The sequence below is a fragment of the Achromobacter seleniivolatilans genome (assembly GCF_030864005.1).
GTDB lineage: Bacteria > Pseudomonadota > Gammaproteobacteria > Burkholderiales > Burkholderiaceae_B > Achromobacter > Achromobacter seleniivolatilans.
On record NZ_CP132976.1, the window covers coordinates 5,366,118 to 5,382,813 of the forward strand.

Sequence of the window (16,696 nt, forward strand, 5' to 3'; positions counted from 1 at the left end):
CCAGTCTCAAGGGGCTGGGCCATGTCTCAGGCTCTGTGCCGACGGGATCCTGGTCAGTGTGTCACGGACATGCTGCCTTAGCGGGTTGGTCTTCAGCAGCGGGAAGCCCGTGATTGCACTTGATGCCTTTTTATTGTGTTTCAGCGATGCCCTTCATTGCCTGCCAGCCGTGGGTAACACCCCCTCCGGCGCGAAGCGCTGTAACAACCATGACTGCTTCAGCCACATCTTGATTCGAAGCGCCGGTTTCCACCGCTCGGCGTGCATGGTCAGCAATGCAATATGAACATTGTGTCGTGACTGCTACGCCTACCGCAATCAGCTCTCGCGTCGCCAAGTTCAACCTGCCGATATTCTTGTTAAAGACCGCCTTGTCGAAGTTAAAAAAGGCCGCCACCATTTCGGGCGCTGCTCCCTGAAGATGGGCCATGTATTTTACGTCGTCATTGTGATTGTGCATTCTCAAGTGCCTGTGTTGTGACAAATGTTCCCGTCCTGCGATGTCGTGGTCACGCGATTGTCCATACCTCGTCAGCCGCTGTAAGAACTAGTAGTAATCGGCCCATTTCGAAGCAATACAACGGCGCCACCCTAGAGGTGGTTCCTATGGCTCTTGACGACTACGGGTTAGCTGAAGTCGATTGGAAGATTGATGTGCGAGACCTAGATATCGATCTTATCCGCTGCTTTGTGGCAGTTTCAGATGCTAGGAGTTTTACCGGAGCTGCGAAGCGATTATGCCGATCACAATCCGCTGTGAGCACGCGTGTGCAACGACTGGAAAGCCTGCTAGGCACCGAGCTGTTCTCGCGTAACAGCCGCCAAGTTGCGCTCACAGCGGCCGGAGAGCAGTTTCTCAACTATGTCATGGGGCTATTGCGCCTGAACGACGAGGCCTTTGCCATGCTTGGTCGCAGCAACGTGGCTGGGTACCTACGCCTGGGTATAGTGGAGTACCTCGTTCCCCACCGACTTCCTGAGTTGTTGGCTCGAGTCCGCCGACTACTTCCCAAGGTAGAACTGAGCGTCAAGGTGGGACTCAGTGATGCATTACTCCAGGCTTTCGACGCCGGTGAACTAGACGTGGTGGTGGTAAAGGAACAAGAGGGGCGAGGCTCGGCGCGCCTGTTTCGCGAAGAAAAGCTGCACTGGGTTGCCAATCAGCATTATGCGCATCCCCCGCCTGTGGTGCACTTGTGCTTGCTGCCTGCTCCATGTTCGTTCCGAACTGCTGCAACTTCTGCGCTCAACGTGAATGCAGTTCAATGGCGCGAAACGCTAACACTGAGCAACGTCGTCGGCATCCAGTCCTGCGTCAAAGAGGGGCTTGGCGTCTCAGTGCTATGTGAATCAGCATTGAAAGACGGACTCATTGCCTTGCCACAGGGCGCTGCGGGTTGGCCGGAGCTTCCGGGAATGAGATTAGTGAGTTACGAGCGGAGCCCGAGTGCGCTTAGCCATGCACTAATTGATTTGCTGAAGGAATAGCTCGGGTCAGATTTTCATGAGGGCTGAGCAGGTTTTTTTCGAACGCCGAAATTCATCCAAGCCGTTCACGCCGCGTTATGAGATGTTTCCCCCTCCCTAGCGCGTCGCGTACCTCTTTCGATCGAGGGGCCCGCACCTGCGCGCGCAGCCACTGGGGCGTGCTGGGATAGGCTGGCCCGGCACCGGCAGATGAGAAAGCCACTTGGTCATCGCCAGTTGGCAACAGAAGAAGCGCCGCGGCCAGGACGACGGGCATCGACATACCAATCTTGCAGAAATGGCATTGCTGCATGCGCGGGGTCTCGTCCACCGAACTTTCGGTTTCATCGACAGCCACGTTCATCATCAAGGACAGCATGCCGGTTGTGGTGCAGAGGACGACCGATATCTGCCTTCCTTGCGCAGCGTTCCAGGCCGCCATTGCGCCTGATGCCGGACCTTGGAAGGCCAGCGCGCACAACAAAATCGAAGCGATGAAACGTAGCCGAATTCTGCACCAATGCAGCATGCGCGAAGTCTACTGCGTGCCGGCCGCGGCGAAGTTGCGTTAACGCAATCGACGATCTGCGAGGGCTCCCCCGAACGTCGATCGCGTCATCATGTAATCCGAGCCGCACTCAGTCGCCGGCATGGACATGCCGCAAAGACGTTCAGCGTTTTGCAGGAGTACGCTTGGTCGCGGTTGCCAGCGCCTTGGCTTTTTTGGAGAAATCCGACGCCATATCGAGCATTGCGGCTTTGACAGCGGGTGGCGCGGTGTTCATGGAACCCGCATTAAAAGGCGGGTCCGGGTCGTACTCGCTCATCAGTTGCGTGCATTCCGCGTAGGTTCGGTCCCGCAGCTCCGCGACCATGGCCAGGCCGAAGTCCAGGCCTGCCGTCACGCCCGCGCCGGTGATCCGGTTGCGGTCGCGCACGACCCGGGCGTCCGTCGGGATTGCCCCGAACCCGGCGAGCGCGTCGCGGCACGACCAGTGGGAGGTGGCCTTATACCCGTTCAGCAAACCGGCGGCACCCAGCACCAGGGATCCCGAGCACACGCTGGTGATGTATTTCGCCCGCGCCCCGCGGTCGGCCATGAAAGCGAGCGTCTGCGGATCCGCGGCGGCCGTTAACGTGCCGTCCGTGCCGCCCGGCGCAAACAGAACGGTCACGTCACGAGGGCAAGTGTCGAAAGTCGCCGTGGGCACGACAATCAGGCCGGCGTCGCTGGTGACAGGCTTCAGTGTTTTCGAGACGATGTGGATGGTGGCCCCCATCAGGGCGCCGAACATGCAATGGGGACCGACGAGATCCATTACCGTCATGCCGGGATAGACCAGCATGGCGATCTGTTCGTCGCCCATCCATGGCACGTCGTCCATGCCCCACGTCTGGTCCCCGTGTGTGGTGCCGGAAGATGGGGCGGCCGCGCGGGCAGGCATCGCCGCGAGGAGCGGTGCGATCAGCGCAGATAGGGTCAGGTTGCGGCGTTCGATGTCTATCATGGCGTTTCTCCTAGAAGCGTGCGGTCAGTGACAGATACGCGGATCGGGGTTGCACAGGCATCACCACAGGCGAACTCAGGTACTGGTAGGTGTCGAACACTTTGCGGTTCGTGAGGTTGAACGCGGAGAGCGCCACCGTGTACGGGCCGAACTCATAAGCAGCCTGCGCGTCCAGAAGTGCGTACCCGGGTACAGACACGGTATTGGGTAGCGTCAGCTCGCGGGCGCTGACCGCCGTGACGCCCAGGCCAAACGACAATCCTTTTGCCACGCCATCCAACACCCGGTAGCGACCGGCAAGGCGGCCGCTGTGACGCGGCACCCGCGGCAGCCGCGATCCGACGTCGATAGACGTATCGCGCGTCACTTCCGCCTGCGTGTAGGCATAGTTGGCAAGCAACGAGAAAGCCGGAGTCACCTCCCAGACCAGGTCGGCTTCCAGTCCGCGTGCGCGTTGCTCGCCCGTCTGGATCGACATCCCGAAGTTTGCGGGATCCGGATCGGCCGTCGTGACGTTGCGTCGGGTCTGCTCGAAGAGGGCGACGGTGCCTGACATGCCGAGATCGCGCAGCGCGAGCTTTACCCCCGCCTCGTAATTGCGGGAAGTTTCCGGCTTGGGGGGCTCCAAGCCCGTGAAATTGAAGGCGCCGCGAAAACCCGTCGCATAGGCGGCATACACCGAAACGCTGTCCGTCAGGTCGTACGTCAGGCCCAGCCGGGGCGTGGCGCGGTGATAGGTTTCGCGCACACCCTGCTCCTGCTGGCGCAGGTTGAGCTGGTTAAGTCTGAGCGAACCCAGAAAATGGAATCGCCCATAGGTGGCCTGATCCTGCAGGTAGACGGCCGTGGTCTCGTAACGGTTGGTTTGGCTGAACGTGATATCCGGCACGGCGCCGTAGTCCAGACCGTACGCCGGATTGGCAAGGTCCAGCTCGCCAATAGGCTCGGCGTTGGACATCGCGGAGTAGAACCGGGTCAGGTCATAGCTGAACCCGGCCATGAGCGTGTGACTTCCGCCAAGCGCCTGGTACGTGTTGGAGACATTCGTATCGAATGTGGTTTCCCTGACCTGTGTGGGGATATACAGCTTGAAAATGGGGTAGACGGTGGGCGACGTGGGATCGGGCGGCGAAAGTTCGGGATAGATAAAGCTACCGTAGTCGCGAACGCGGCTATCCACGTACTGGCCGCTGACGTTCAGCTTCGTGCCCCCGGCAAAGCGATGCGTAAACTCGAGACCCGTTATCTGATTCTCGATGGTCGTTCGGGGCTGCCCGATCGTCGCGCCTGGGTAGGCATTCCTGTCCAGGACGCCTGCCAAGGCGGGATCCGCCGGCAGGCCGGAATACTCTCGCAGACTGCGCTTGTCGTACTGGCCTCGCAACAGCAGCTCGCTCTGCGGAGAAATTTTGAACAGCAGGCTAGGCTGAACCGACCATCGACGGCCCTCGACGTGGTCGATCCAGCTGCCGTTCTCCTGGTATTCGGTAACGATGCGCGCGGCGACGCGATCACTTAGCGGAACGTTCAGGTCTGCATACGGGTTGGACGTCGAGTCGCTGCCCACACGCATTCCGAGCGTGCCGCCAAACTCGAACTCAGGGCGCTTGGACACGACGTTGATCAACCCGCCCAGCGGCGCGCCCAGGCCACCGCCGTACAGGGTGGACGTGGGTCCCTTGATTACTTCAATACGATCCACGCTCACCAGGCTGTTGGGATCGAAGGCGGCGGCCGTGCCGCCGAAAGCGGGCATGCCATTCAGGTAAATCTCCGCAGGAAAGCCGCGCACGATGGGTTGGGCAAACAGCAGTTCTTCCGGTTTGGTGGCCCGCACGCCGGACACATTGACCAGCACGTCGCTCAGCGTCCGGGCTTGCTGTTCATCGATCAAGGTGCTAGTAATGATCTGCACGGACTGTGGAATTTCCATCAGTGGCGTATCGGTCTTGGTCGCAGACAACGCGTTGGACGCCGACAGACTGGCTGACCGAGCGGTGACTTGCACCGGGCTGAGCGTGACGGTAGGCGCGGTTTCTTGCGACAGCGCGGGCAAACTGGCTGCAGCGAGCGTGGCTGTCAGTGCGGAAGCGCTGAGCCGCTTGGCGTAATGAGGGCAAGGCATGGTGGGAATTCTTTGAAACGGGGTGAGACGATTTGGCAGCCATGTCTCCGGCTGCTGGCCGCGCGCGAGGTCGTGGTTCACATGTCGCGGAAAGCAGGTTCGGGGGACGCGATGGCGCCCGCTACTGCGGGTGCAGAGCAGGGCTGTTCATGCGCGATTGGGGCGCCGACGAGAATCGAAAGCGGGATCGTCAGGCGAGGGGAGGGGCTCTGGCGCCTAGCGGGGGGCCGCGTGGATCCAGAGGATGCGGGACTGCTGATTCGTGGAATCGCAGCGTGGCGTAGGCTGTCGAAGCGCTCGGCTGTCCTGGCTGAAAATGCCCAATCAAGGCCTGCGCCGCATAGAGTCCGAACGCGCAGACGTCGGACGCGGCTTCGTGCGCGTCTGAGCGGCTGGTCTGCGCCGAGACGGACTTCAGCAGTAACTGGGTGCCGTTGCCGCTACAGAAGGTGATGGAGACAGTGCGCCCTGCATTGACTGGCGCCGGCATGTAGCCCGCGGGGATGACAATACGGAGCAGCAGGCATGCGGCGACGGCCCATAGCGCAATGGACGCCAAGCGAGAATGGCGCGACGCTATGGCCATCATCGAATTTCAATCATGCCGCAGCACCGGTTGGGGCGTTCCCGCGCACGCTGCGGCGGCGGCTTGCGGTCATCATGTCGCGACGGTGCACTGCGCGACCCGCATTGAGACCGCGCGCCGTTCACGGATCATGCTGTCCGCTGCGTGCCGGACTTTCTCGACAAGGTCTGCGCTGGCTACGCGCGGGTGGCCGCTATCAAAGGGTGGGGCAGGGTCGTACTCGAGCATCAGTTGCAGGGCTTTGGCAGTCTCTTGACCGCGGATTGCGGCGAGCACCGTGAAGGCGAAATCCAGCCCGGACGTCACGCCCGCGCCGGTAATCCTGTCGCCATCAACGACCACCCGATCAGCCACAGCTTCGACGCCGAAGATCGGGAGCTGGTCTATGGAGAGCCAGTGACACGTCGCCTTCTTGCCCTGCAAGAGACCGGCCGCGGCAAGGAGCAGGGATCCGGTGCACACCGACGTAACGAGCTCCGCTCCCGCCGCCTGTTCACGCAGGAACTGGATCACTTCGGCATCTTCCATCAGCGCCGTCTGGCCAGGCCCGCCGGGGACGACGATGACGTCATACTGAGGTGCGTCCGCAAACCCTCGGTCCGGCACGATGGTCAAGCCGGTATCCCCCTTTAGGGGATTTCGATCTTTCCAGACCAACTCCGCATGGCAGGAGGGCGCGCGCGCCAGGACCTCGAAGGGACCAAGAATGTCCAGCGACGTCATCATCGGGAAGACAAGCATGCCGATGCGGGTTATGGGTTCGGTGTTCATGCGGCCAAGCATGTGGGCAAACTCGATCCGTCACCGGACATAGTGCGTGCATTTTCTGACATGCGACGCAGATTTCTGCAGCTGATGTCCGAGAACGTGCCGAGAAAGTCCGATGCAGCGCGAGATTGCCGGCAAACTCGACACATAAGAGCCGCTGTCATGCGGCCGTACACGCAAGGGGAAATGATGAACGGTAGAAGAAATTGTCTTCGACTGCTCGGCGCGCTGTCTTTGGCTGCGCCCGGCATGTCCAGATCGCAGCATAACCAGCCCGGCACGGTACGTCTGCTAGTCGGTTTTCCGCCGGGAGCGACTGGTGATCGAATAGCCAGGTTGGTCGCGCCGGAGCTGGCCACCAGCTTAAATTCCAACGTCATCGTCGAGAATCGTTCCGGTGCCGGCGGGCAGGTTGCCGTCAGCTACGCCCAGACCGGGTCCGCGGACGGCAGTGTGCTGTTGCAGACCATCGGGTCTTCGATGGTCATCTATCCGCATACCTATCGAAACCTGCCGTACGATCCGTTTCGAGATTTCGTGCCCGTGGGCACCGTCGCCACCGCGCCGATCGCGTTCGTTTGTGCGCCCAACGTGCCGGCAAAGACGCTCAAGGAGGCCGTTGCACTCATTCCTCGGGATCCCAAGCTGGGGTTTTACGGGTCTCCGGCTTCTGGAAGCGCATTTCACTTCTCGGGCGTGCTGCTTCAGCGCGAATTGGGCTGCGAATTCAACCAAGTCGCATACCGAGGCTCCGCGCCAGCGCTGGCCGACGTTCTTTCGGGCCAGCTGCCTTTTGCCTTCCTGGCGCCGAGTGATATTCTGGACCACCATCGGGCGGGCAAGCTGCGTATCCTAGCCATCACGGGCAAGAACCGGTTTTCCCAATTGCCGGACGTGCCCGCGTTTCCGGAGGCAGGTTTCGATAGTCTGGTGGCGCAGGAATGGTTTTCCTACTTCCTGACCAGCAAGGCCAGTCCTGAGACTATCGAACGCTACCGCAAGGCCGTCCACAAGGTCGTGATGAATGACAAAATCCGGACATCGTTACAGGCGGCGGGGCTCGAGGTCGGCGATGGAGATTCCGCATCGCTCGCCTATACCATGAAGAGGGAATATGCGCAGTGGCAGCAAGTTGCCAAGGAAAGCGGCTTTGTCGCGGATTGAAGCGGACGTGACGGAAAGGGCGTTCAAGGGCACACGAGAAATCGGCATCGTCGTTTTCGACGATGTGCTCTTGCTTGACGCCACCGGCCCGGCCGATGTTTTCAGCCGGGCCAATTGTCACCTGCGCGACATCCGTGAACCGGACCGGTATAGGATCACGGCGCTTTCCACATTCGGCGGAGAAATTACATGCTCCTCGAACCTTCGGCTGCAGACGGCGGCTTTGCCGCCGCCCGAAATCTGCGCATTCGACACGCTGATTGTCGCCGGCGGCCCCGGGGTCATGAACGCGATGCACGACGCCCAGCTCAGGAACTGGTTGCTAGCTGTGGAGCCGCGCGTCCGCCGGCTGGGTTCGGTCTGCACGGGCGCCTTTGTCCTGGCTGAGACGGGCCTTCTGGCGGGCAAGACCACGACCACGCATTGGGGCCAGGCCGACAGGCTGTCCGAGCTGTACCCCTCAGTACACGTCGACAACGATGCCATCATCACGCGCGAAGGAAAGACCTTTTCCGCCGCGGGCGCCACAGCGGGAATCGACCTGGCATTGAGTCTGGTCGACGAGGACTTTGGCCGAGGACTAGCCTTAGATGTCGCCCGTGAGTTGGTGGTCTACCGCGTGCGCGCCCCGGGCCAGGGGCAGCAAAGCATGGCGCTGGCGGCATACGGAGGGTCGTCAGACCGCTTGCGGCGTGCGACTGACTTCATTCTGGCTCGCCTGGAGTATGGCGTCACGGTGGAGGAGGTCGCGGAACACGTCTGCCTGGGTACACGGCAGCTTTCTCGAACGTTCAAAGAGGTGTACGGACTTTCTCCCGCTCAGTACATCCGTGCTGCGCAGGTGGATCTGGCCAGAGAACTCTTGTCAGTCTCCGATCAGTCGCTCGATAAGATTGCCCTGCGATGCGGCTTCTCAGGCCGACAGCAAATGTCTCGGGCCTTCGAACGCAGGCTCGGCGTTACGCCCATGTCGATGCGGGCTGCGGAGGGTACCTTGCGGCAGTAGGGAGCGAGGGCAGCTCCTGCATCTGCCAGGGGTCGATGACGAGGCTTCCAGTATGAGCGTTTAGTTTGCCTTCCGAATCCTGGCATATCGTTAGATAGACACGTTCAGTGCGTGGTAGCTGTACGCAAGTTCGGGGATGTCCGCAATTGGCCGGGAGCCGTCTTTGACGACAGACCGCTCCCGACCCAAAGCGACAGTTCGACAAATCTATACCACGACTGCTTCGCGACGGTTGCTGCCTATCTCTTTACTGAACCCGACGCACGAAGGCCGTCGTCAACGTTCGACGTAAGAGTTAGCTTCCATTCGATCATGTTCCTGTTTTCATCTAAACACTGTTGAACGGCAAGGAGGGGCTGCGCGAGTTGATCTACAACCTCAAAGCCGAACAGTCGGCCTTCAAAATCGCATGATCCAAATCCACGCGTGCCCCCGCCCCTCGTCGTGGAGATTCACGCCTCCAAGTTGGTCTTGGGGACCTCTCAGAGTGCTACAACAACAGCCGAACATTCCGGAGATGATCAGCACAAAGCACATCAGTCGCGTGAAACTGCGAGCCTCTCCTAGGAAAAGCGATCCATACACCCCCGTGCCAACAGCTCCGATCCCCACCTAGACGGCACACGCAGTGCCGATTATTGAACCCGCGCAATTAGCTTGCGCCTTTGGGTGGTCGTCACGGGCGTCGTCGACCGGTGGCACGGAGGACGGATTGACGATGCGGGTTTCGCCGCCGAGCGCTTGAAGTAGCTTGGCGAGAAGGGTGGTTGCGTAACCGTGGCAGTCGGTCGTGGGATTAGGGGCAGGGGAGGTGACGACCTGCTACAAGTAGGCCACAGTCGGTACCGCGATGCCCAGCGCGAGCGGGTGCGACTCCAAATATGGCGTATCTGGTTGAATTCGGCACAACTAAGGGTTTCGATACGCCAGCAATCGCAAGGCGTTGAACACCACTAGCAGGGTCGATCCTTCGTGAACTGCCACCGCGGCTCCCATGCTAAGACCCAAAATCGTCGCGGGCACTAATACGGCAACGATGCCCAGGCTTACGTAGAGATTCTGGCGAATGATTCGTCGTGTTTGGCGGCTTAAGCCAACGACAAAGGGTAGGTGGCGCAGATCATCAGCCATCAAAGCGACATCGGCGGTCTCAAGGGCAACGTCAGATCCGGCGGCACCCATGGCGATACCCACGGTTGCGTTCGCCATAGCTGGTGCGTCGTTGACTCCGTCACCAACCATCGCGATTCGAGATTTTTCCTTGAGTTCGCGAATGACCGTTACCTTGTCTTCCGGCATCAGATCAGCCCGAGCGTCCTCAATGCCGACTTCGGTAGCGATAGCTTTGGCCACCTTCTCATGATCGCCAGATATCATCACCATGTGCGAAATGCCTAGCCGTCGCAGCTCTTCCACTGTTTCGCGCGCGCCCTGTCGTGGAGTGTCCATTAGACCTATAGCGCCTAGATCGCGATCTCCTAGTCGCACGACCATCGTCGTTCTGCCATCTTCACGAAGTTCATTGGCCGAAGCCATCGCGTGACTTCCAAGCTTCGGAATGCCTGGTATGCCAAACATTTCGACCTTCCCGATCCACGCCTGTTGTTCGCCCACTTTGGCGGTGATTCCTCTGCCGACCAGATTCTCTACTCTAGTAACCTCTGGAAGTGGGAATGCTTCGAGCATCTTTCGGCCGTCGCGTGCAATTGCAGCGGCTAGCGGGTGATCGCTCTGCGACTCAACCGCAACAGCAATCGTCATTAGTTCTTGTTCGGAGACACCAGGGACAGCTAAGACGTCTGTGATTCTTGGTCGTCCCTCGGTTAGCGTCCCTGTCTTGTCAAAAGCCAGTGCATTCAGGCTACCCAGTTCTTCTAATGGTGCTCCGCCTTTGATCAGAACGCCGCCGCGCGCTGCACGCGCGATCCCGGATAAAACTGCACTAGGCGTTGCGATTGCAAGCGCGCAAGGGCTAGCCGCGACGAGTACAGCCATTGCCCGATAGAAGCTGTCTCGGAATGGTTCGTCAACGACGACCCACGCGAACAGCAACAGAATCGCGATACCCAGTACCGCGGGGACAAAGATCCGTTCGAATCGGTCGGTGAATCTCTGAGTGGGAGATTTTCTAACCTCAGCCTGAGCGACCATGGCGACGACTCGTGCAAGCGTAGAGTCACCAGATTTGCGGGTGACCTCAATCTCCAGTAAACCAGACCCATTGATCGTGCCTGCGAATACCAGGGACCGCGATTCGATAAGTGTGGGACGGCTGCGCGCGAGGGCCACTTCTGCAACTGGAGACTTGTCGACCGGAATACTCTCGCCCGTCACGGGCGCTTGATCGACGCTCGACGTACCCCTAAGGACAAACCCGTCAGCCGGGAGCCGCGTGTTTGGCTTGACGAGCACTTCGTCACCCACCTCGAGTTCTTCGACCGCAACCTCAACGATTTCACCATTGCGTCGGACCGATGCTGTCTTAGGTGCAAGCTCACCTAAGGCCTCAATCGCACGCTTAGCCCGACCCATTGCGAAATGCTCGAGTGCGTGTCCGATACTGAACAGAAAGAGTAGAAGGGCGCCTTCGGCCCAAGCGCCCAGCGCGGCTGCTCCGGCCGCCGCGACGAGCATCAAACTATCAATCTCTAAACGCCTCTGTCGCAAATTCTTCAGGGCGTCTCCCAAGGTAAAGGTTCCACCAAAGATATACGCTAAGACGTAAAGGGCGAATGAGATTTCACCAGGAACGGGAGTCCACCAGCGTTCGATCGCGGCGCCGACTGCCAGGAGCCCACCGCACGCTAACGCAAAGTACATTTCCGCCGAAAGGGATGGAATTTTCCGGATTGGATAAATTTTCATATTGGGAACACTGTCCTGGAGATACGTTGCTATTTCTTCAAGCAATTGCACGCAATTTTTTGAGAGGGGAGCGCAATCAGCGAGAGTTAGTCTGCAAAACTAGCGTGACTTTCGAGTCAGTGCTGAGCTCTCCACTCGACGTCAAATTTGGATATGATTCCGCATGTTAAAACGATCGACTCAACTAAAATTCTAAAGACGAAAAGTCAAAAATTCGGCAGATTACGAATTTGTAATTTGAATGACTGAAAACTGTCGAATCCAGATCTTTACATTACTAAGTCAGTCGCTAGCTTATGCGACGATTTAACTAACTAAGGATCATTGACATGAAAGAAATTATCTCTGGTGCTGCCATCGCAATCGCACTTTCCACCATTGGGTTTTCGGCTCAAGCTGAAACTTTCCATCGTACCAACACTGAAATTGGCTACGAAGTCCATGTTGGAGATAACCCGGCAGGTAAAACCTCCGAGCAAGTTCGCGAGGAGTTGCTCGCGGCAAAGGCGAATAAGAAGGAGTGGTTTTTCACCAACCTCAATGCCGCCAAGCCCGGATGGATGGTGAAGACTGAAAAGACGCGTGAGCAGGTTGCCCACGAGCGCGATTCCGTTACGCCTGAAGAACAAGCACGCATCGATGAGATCTACAACACAGGCGCATAAATGCGACATTTGGTCGGAGGTGTCCTGTAATGCCCAAACGCGCAACGAGGCTGGCGTTTGGCGGGACTCCTCCATTCATTTGTAGATGAATTATCTCAAAGAGGTGTTGTATGACGACTCGTCTTGCAGTTGCCGTTTCGGTGGCATTGCTTTCTGGCTGCGCGATAGCAAGTAGTCCAACTCCAATGCCAGATGGCGAGAAGACGCGCGCAGAGGTGCGTGCTGATTTGGCCATGTGGAAACGCGCCGGAATGGATAAGTTCTATCGAGGCAGGATATCGCCCAATATCTATAGTGCAGATTATCGAACTCGCTACGCGACTTATTTAAAGCTCAGAAACGGGCAAGAATATAAAGATGAAGTCGCTCGGTTGGGTAGTGGCGGGAAATAAATGTGTACTTTGCTCGATCCGGGATATTGAACTATTTGATGTTGCCAAACGCTGCTCCGCGAATCTTCATTTTCGAATTTGGCTTCTAGCAATCGACAGATAGGGAGCTCTCGCGCGCTTCTGTACTGTGAAAAGCGATGCTCAATTGGCCTTTTCGACCAAAACGAGTATCGCTTTCGAGGCTAGGATCATCCGTGTAAGGAGAGCACAACTTCAATGGAAAAAAGAGTTTGGATTGCCTTCGCGGTGCTGACCGCACTCTGGACGGTGCTGGTCGCGTCAACCTTACAGTTTATCAACTGGATCCTGACTTCGGTCGCGATGCCACGGGTGGCTGGCGCAGCCGTAGATTTGTCCCGATTGGATCTCCCCAAATGGACGGCCGGCTTAGTCATTCCAGCGTGGCCCCAAGCGGAGCAAGATGTGGCAAGTACTGGACAGGCATTAGCCCAAATTTTGCCTGCAACTAACAGTCTAGGAGCTTCGATTACGTTGATCGGTTGGATCTTTTGGGCATTTGTTGTCGCCGGTCTGATCCTTCTAGCGTTGATCCTCACATGGCGAGAATCATTTCTGCATAGGTATGGTTCCGTCGCTCCGCGTAGATCTACCCGTCAACACAACGACGGCCAGGTCATTGAAAGTTCATCCTAAGCGTCACGAGCATGCGTCGCGTCGAGCATTAAGCTCTAATCTCGGTGCGTCCGCATACTTGCAACGGTGCTGATGGTCGTGCGAGAGCGCGGGCGAGGGTGCCGTTCCACCCACTTCGGTACTCGCATGGCAGGCCAAGACAGTGATCTCGATCGTATCTCGGAATTAACTTCTGCTTCCATCGGAAGTTCTCAATTCTCGGACGGTCTACAACGGCTGCCAAGATAACAATTGCAGAAGAAAAAATACTCGGAACGTATCAAGAAAAAAAAGAGGTGCGCACCGCATATGTGGTGCGCACCAAAAAAGACCTCTTCCCTTCGCGGTGGAGGAGGCCGCTCGTCACCCTCGGCTGAGGGTTCTGTTAACGCTTTAGGCGGTCCAACTCTTGTTGGTATTCGGCGCCTCCACGCAGCCGGACATACTCTGCGTACGCAGTCTTGTATTCACGACTGTAGAAATCGGGAGTCTCGCTTTTGTTCCAGAACTCATCCATTCCCGCACGCTTCCACATTGCCAGATCTGCGCGGACTTCGGCGCGTGTGAGTCCACGGTCGGTGTAGGTCGAGTAACCCGGTGCAGTTGTGTTAGCCGGCTGAACAGATTGGGCACTCAAGTATGAGATGGGGGCTGCAACCAAAACGGCGGCGGACAACATTTTGAGGGAAATTTTCATCGCCAACTCCTTTTGTTTACCGACCTTACGCATCTAGGTCGGTATTGAAAACTCATCATCATTTAACGCGTATAGAAATTGTAGCGAAGCCATTCCATCCAAACCGCGACCATAAAATTACGTTTTCGTTGGTATTTTGAAATCGCACGATCGAAGTGATGGTGCCGAGCAAAAATTTTTTGATTCGTAGGAATTTCACAACAGCTCAGGGGCGTTTGCAGGAAAATATTGCTTAGTGGTTCTTAGTTGTTGAGTGCGCTTTGCTTTTACTTATCCTATAAAAAACATATGGTTGCGCACGCTTTGAGTCACCGGATTTAGTTAATTACTCGCAGCAAACATATTTGTAATCATATGGTCCGTTTGCTGTTGGTGAGTTCTCTCCAGACTTGCTTTCGTACTCGCCGATAGGGCACATTGCATTAGCAATGCGAGTCGCGAAACAGACTTCGTGTTTCTCCTATCAGCGAGATCATTCCAGTCCGCCTCTGTGAAATAGGAGAAATTTGTGAAGAAAACTCTACTGCTGGCTGTTTCCGCAGCGACCCTTTCCACCGCCGCTTATGCTGAAACGTCAGTCACGCTTTACGGCATCATCGATACCGGAATTGGCTATGCCAAGGTTGATGGCTCTTACGTTGATCCTCAGACGGGTGCAAAATCAGACTTGAAGGCGAGCCGTATTGGCATGACTTCCGGCCAGACGGCGGGTTCACGGTGGGGCTTGCGCGGCAAAGAGGACTTGGGTGACGGCTTGTACGCCACCTTCCGCCTTGAGTCCGGGTATGACTCCGCGAACGGGACGTCGAGCCAAAACGGTCGCCTGTTTGGACGGGAAGCCACCGTTGGACTCGGTAGCGATCAATGGGGCGAATTCCGCCTTGGGCGCCAGTACAACGTCGCATCGCGCTTAATGGCTTCGATGTACGGCTCTAGCTTCGGCGGTGGGTTCACGCAACTGAATACCGGTGGCGGCCTCGGCTTCAGCGGCGCGTATTTCGTTCGATATGACAACCTGGCTCTGTATGAGAGCCCGTCGATCGGTGGTTTCCGAGTTTCCGCCGGCTATGCCTTTAACGCAGATGACCGTAGTACCGCCCAAACCGGATTCAAAACGGCTGATAACACTCGGGCAATTACTAGCGGTATTAGCTATGCCAACGGGCCTCTCATGGCATTCTTCGCGTATGAGCAATTGAACGCATCGAATAAGCTCTCGTCGGCTCAGACTGCGGCGACCCCGCGTTCGTTTACGCTGGGTGGCTCTTATGACTTCGAAGTAGTCAAACTGGCATTGGCATACGAGCGCGCTACAGACGGTTGGTTCGCTGGCAAGAGTCTCCCATCGAGCGCCTCGATCGGAGCGCTACGAGGTACTCCGTCTAATGCATTTGTTGACGGTTTCAGCACGAATTCTTATCTGCTGGCAGCATCCGTGCCTCTTGGCGGGGCTAGCAGCATGTTCGGTTCGTGGCAGCGTGTGGACCCGAATAACAGTGACCTTACCGGCGGTGACTCGACCAGCAATACGTTTGCATTGGGCTACTCCTACACGCTTTCGAAGCGCACGACGATGTATGCGGTTGGTTCGTACACAAAGAACTTTGCCTTCCAGAGCGATGCCAAGGCGACTGAAGCGATGGTTGGACTGCGCCATTCGTTCTAACGCGTAGCCGAAACGCCAGGTTGTGGCGACATAGACGGGACAAGTTTCCGTCTATGTCGCATTTACGTTGATCAGAAATTCATAAGCCTTGCCTATGAAATCGGGACCTTAGGTATGGCGGACTAGCCGCCTTCTCGATGCTCAATCGTGTACCCCATTCCCCTGACGGTGTGGAGCAGTTTTATATCGAATGGATCGTCGACCTTTGCGCGAAGCCGGCGAATTGCGACCTCCACTACATTGGTGTTGCTGTTGAAGTTCATGTCCCAAACCTGTTCAGCAAGGACGAGGCGCGATAAAACTTCTCCTTGTCTACGCATGAGGAAGGTCAGCAGGCCAAATTCTTTGGCCGTTAGATCAATTCTGGAGTTGCCGCGCGCCACGCGTCGCCGAAGAAGGTCAAGCTCCAGGTCTGCCACGCGAAGGATGTTCGGGCCCGACATTGCGTCACCCGACCCCACTCCGCGTCGCTTCAGCGCAAGTACTCGCGCCTGAAGCTCGGATAATGCAAATGGCTTCACCAAATAATCATCAGCTCCTTGCTCTAGGCCACGGACCCTGTCCTCAAGGCTACTACGCGAGCTAAGCATCATCACAGGCACGTTGTCATGCTGGCGAATTCGCTGTAATACTTCAAACCCATCGAGCCCAGGCAAGACAATGTCCAAAATGACTAAGTCATATTGAGTTTCGTAGGCGAGTTGAAGTCCGCTAACGCCGTCCAAAGCGATGTCAACGATATAGCTGTTATCCGTGAGGCTACGGCGTAACGTTTCAGCGAGTTTACGCTCGTCTTCGATAACTAAGATTTTCATTTGTCGTTTGGAAACGTCATTGAGAAAAAATGACGTTGAAAAATAAGCGAACGGCGCGGATCATTAGATCGCCCCGCTTATCGGAACAGCGCAGAACAACCTAAAAGTCCTTTGCATTAAGTTCCGGCTTCTCGCATCGCTCTATATGAAGAGCTACTTTAGCGGTCAGGCTTCGTCAGAACCCGAACTCGTCAATTACGAATCTGCAATCGAAATGGAAGATTGCTGTCGCCTTTTTGACGGATTTCATTGGGGTCGCTGTTAAACGGAGGGGCGAGGCAAGTTTCGCTGAATCACGTAAGGAATCAAATTCCTAAGAAATGAAAAAACGCCCGCTGC

Annotated in this window: 15 protein-coding genes; 7 read left to right on the forward strand and 8 right to left on the reverse strand. The window is 57.1% G+C overall.

Annotated elements, in window-relative coordinates; genetic code table 11:
* Positions 1 to 130 precede the first annotated feature (130 nt).
* Positions 131 to 460 carry a carboxymuconolactone decarboxylase family protein gene (locus tag RAS12_RS24340; RefSeq protein ID WP_306942200.1) on the reverse strand — a complete coding sequence of 110 codons (330 nt, stop codon included), beginning with the start codon at positions 458 to 460 and terminating at the stop codon, positions 131 to 133.
* Between the two features lie 146 nt (positions 461 to 606).
* On the opposite strand from RAS12_RS24340, the gene RAS12_RS24345 reads away from it, so the two are divergent.
* Positions 607 to 1,488 carry a LysR substrate-binding domain-containing protein gene (locus RAS12_RS24345; protein WP_306942202.1) on the forward strand — a complete coding sequence of 294 codons (882 nt, stop codon included), beginning with the start codon at positions 607 to 609 and terminating at the stop codon, positions 1,486 to 1,488.
* Positions 1,489 to 1,540: 52 nt separating this feature from the next.
* Here RAS12_RS24345 and RAS12_RS24350 read toward each other — a convergent pair whose 3' ends face one another.
* The 4 genes from RAS12_RS24350 to RAS12_RS24365 all read right to left on the reverse strand — a co-directional run bounded on the left by RAS12_RS24350 (position 1,541) and on the right by RAS12_RS24365 (position 6,457).
* Complete coding sequence (locus RAS12_RS24350; RefSeq protein ID WP_306942203.1) at positions 1,541 to 1,996, reverse strand: DUF2946 family protein; 456 nt, start codon at positions 1,994 to 1,996, stop codon at positions 1,541 to 1,543.
* A 142-nt stretch (positions 1,997 to 2,138) separates the two neighbouring features.
* On the reverse strand, positions 2,139 to 2,975 hold the full coding sequence (locus RAS12_RS24355; protein WP_306942205.1) for a DJ-1/PfpI family protein: 837 nt from the start codon (positions 2,973 to 2,975) through the stop codon (positions 2,139 to 2,141).
* 10 nt (positions 2,976 to 2,985) lie between these two features.
* Entirely contained in the window at positions 2,986 to 5,100 is a 2,115-nt protein-coding gene (locus RAS12_RS24360) for a TonB-dependent siderophore receptor (protein WP_306942207.1), read from the reverse strand.
* A 658-nt stretch (positions 5,101 to 5,758) separates the two neighbouring features.
* The gene (locus tag RAS12_RS24365) at positions 5,759 to 6,457 is read right to left on the reverse strand and encodes a DJ-1/PfpI family protein (RefSeq protein ID WP_306942209.1); all 699 of its coding nucleotides are present in this window, start codon (positions 6,455 to 6,457) and stop codon (positions 5,759 to 5,761) included.
* A 159-nt stretch (positions 6,458 to 6,616) separates the two neighbouring features.
* Here RAS12_RS24365 and RAS12_RS24370 point away from each other — a divergent pair, with 159 nt between their 5' ends.
* Positions 6,617 to 7,618 carry a Bug family tripartite tricarboxylate transporter substrate binding protein gene (locus tag RAS12_RS24370; RefSeq protein WP_306942210.1) on the forward strand — a complete coding sequence of 334 codons (1,002 nt, stop codon included), beginning with the start codon at positions 6,617 to 6,619 and terminating at the stop codon, positions 7,616 to 7,618.
* Complete coding sequence (locus RAS12_RS24375; protein WP_306942212.1) at positions 7,605 to 8,624, forward strand: GlxA family transcriptional regulator; 1,020 nt, start codon at positions 7,605 to 7,607, stop codon at positions 8,622 to 8,624. Before RAS12_RS24370 ends, RAS12_RS24375 begins: the two co-directional genes overlap by 14 nt.
* A gap of 909 nt (positions 8,625 to 9,533) precedes the next feature.
* Here RAS12_RS24375 and RAS12_RS24385 read toward each other — a convergent pair.
* Entirely contained in the window at positions 9,534 to 11,540 is a 2,007-nt protein-coding gene (locus RAS12_RS24385; protein WP_306942213.1) for a heavy metal translocating P-type ATPase, read from the reverse strand.
* A 278-nt stretch (positions 11,541 to 11,818) separates the two neighbouring features.
* On the opposite strand from RAS12_RS24385, the gene RAS12_RS24390 reads away from it, so the two are divergent.
* From RAS12_RS24390 to RAS12_RS24400, 3 genes are all read left to right on the forward strand, one after another.
* Positions 11,819 to 12,154: a DUF4148 domain-containing protein gene (locus tag RAS12_RS24390; protein WP_306942214.1), complete on the forward strand. Its 336-nt coding sequence runs from the start codon at positions 11,819 to 11,821 to the stop codon at positions 12,152 to 12,154.
* A 110-nt stretch (positions 12,155 to 12,264) separates the two neighbouring features.
* The gene (locus RAS12_RS24395; RefSeq protein WP_306942216.1) at positions 12,265 to 12,546 is read left to right on the forward strand and encodes a DUF4148 domain-containing protein; all 282 of its coding nucleotides are present in this window, start codon (positions 12,265 to 12,267) and stop codon (positions 12,544 to 12,546) included.
* Between the two features lie 216 nt (positions 12,547 to 12,762).
* On the forward strand, positions 12,763 to 13,200 hold the full coding sequence (locus RAS12_RS24400) for a hypothetical protein (protein WP_306942218.1): 438 nt from the start codon (positions 12,763 to 12,765) through the stop codon (positions 13,198 to 13,200).
* 364 nt (positions 13,201 to 13,564) lie between these two features.
* On the opposite strand, the gene RAS12_RS24405 is transcribed toward RAS12_RS24400, so the two are convergent.
* A complete protein-coding gene (locus RAS12_RS24405; protein ID WP_306942220.1) occupies positions 13,565 to 13,876 on the reverse strand; it encodes a DUF4148 domain-containing protein in 312 nt (103 codons plus the stop codon).
* A 508-nt stretch (positions 13,877 to 14,384) separates the two neighbouring features.
* On the opposite strand from RAS12_RS24405, the gene RAS12_RS24410 reads away from it, so the two are divergent.
* Entirely contained in the window at positions 14,385 to 15,542 is a 1,158-nt protein-coding gene (locus RAS12_RS24410) for a porin (RefSeq protein ID WP_306942222.1), read from the forward strand.
* Between the two features lie 122 nt (positions 15,543 to 15,664).
* Here RAS12_RS24410 and RAS12_RS24415 read toward each other — a convergent pair whose 3' ends face one another.
* Positions 15,665 to 16,357, reverse strand: coding sequence for a heavy metal response regulator transcription factor (locus tag RAS12_RS24415; protein ID WP_306942224.1), 693 nt, complete (start codon positions 16,355 to 16,357; stop codon positions 15,665 to 15,667).
* Positions 16,358 to 16,696 lie beyond the last annotated feature (339 nt).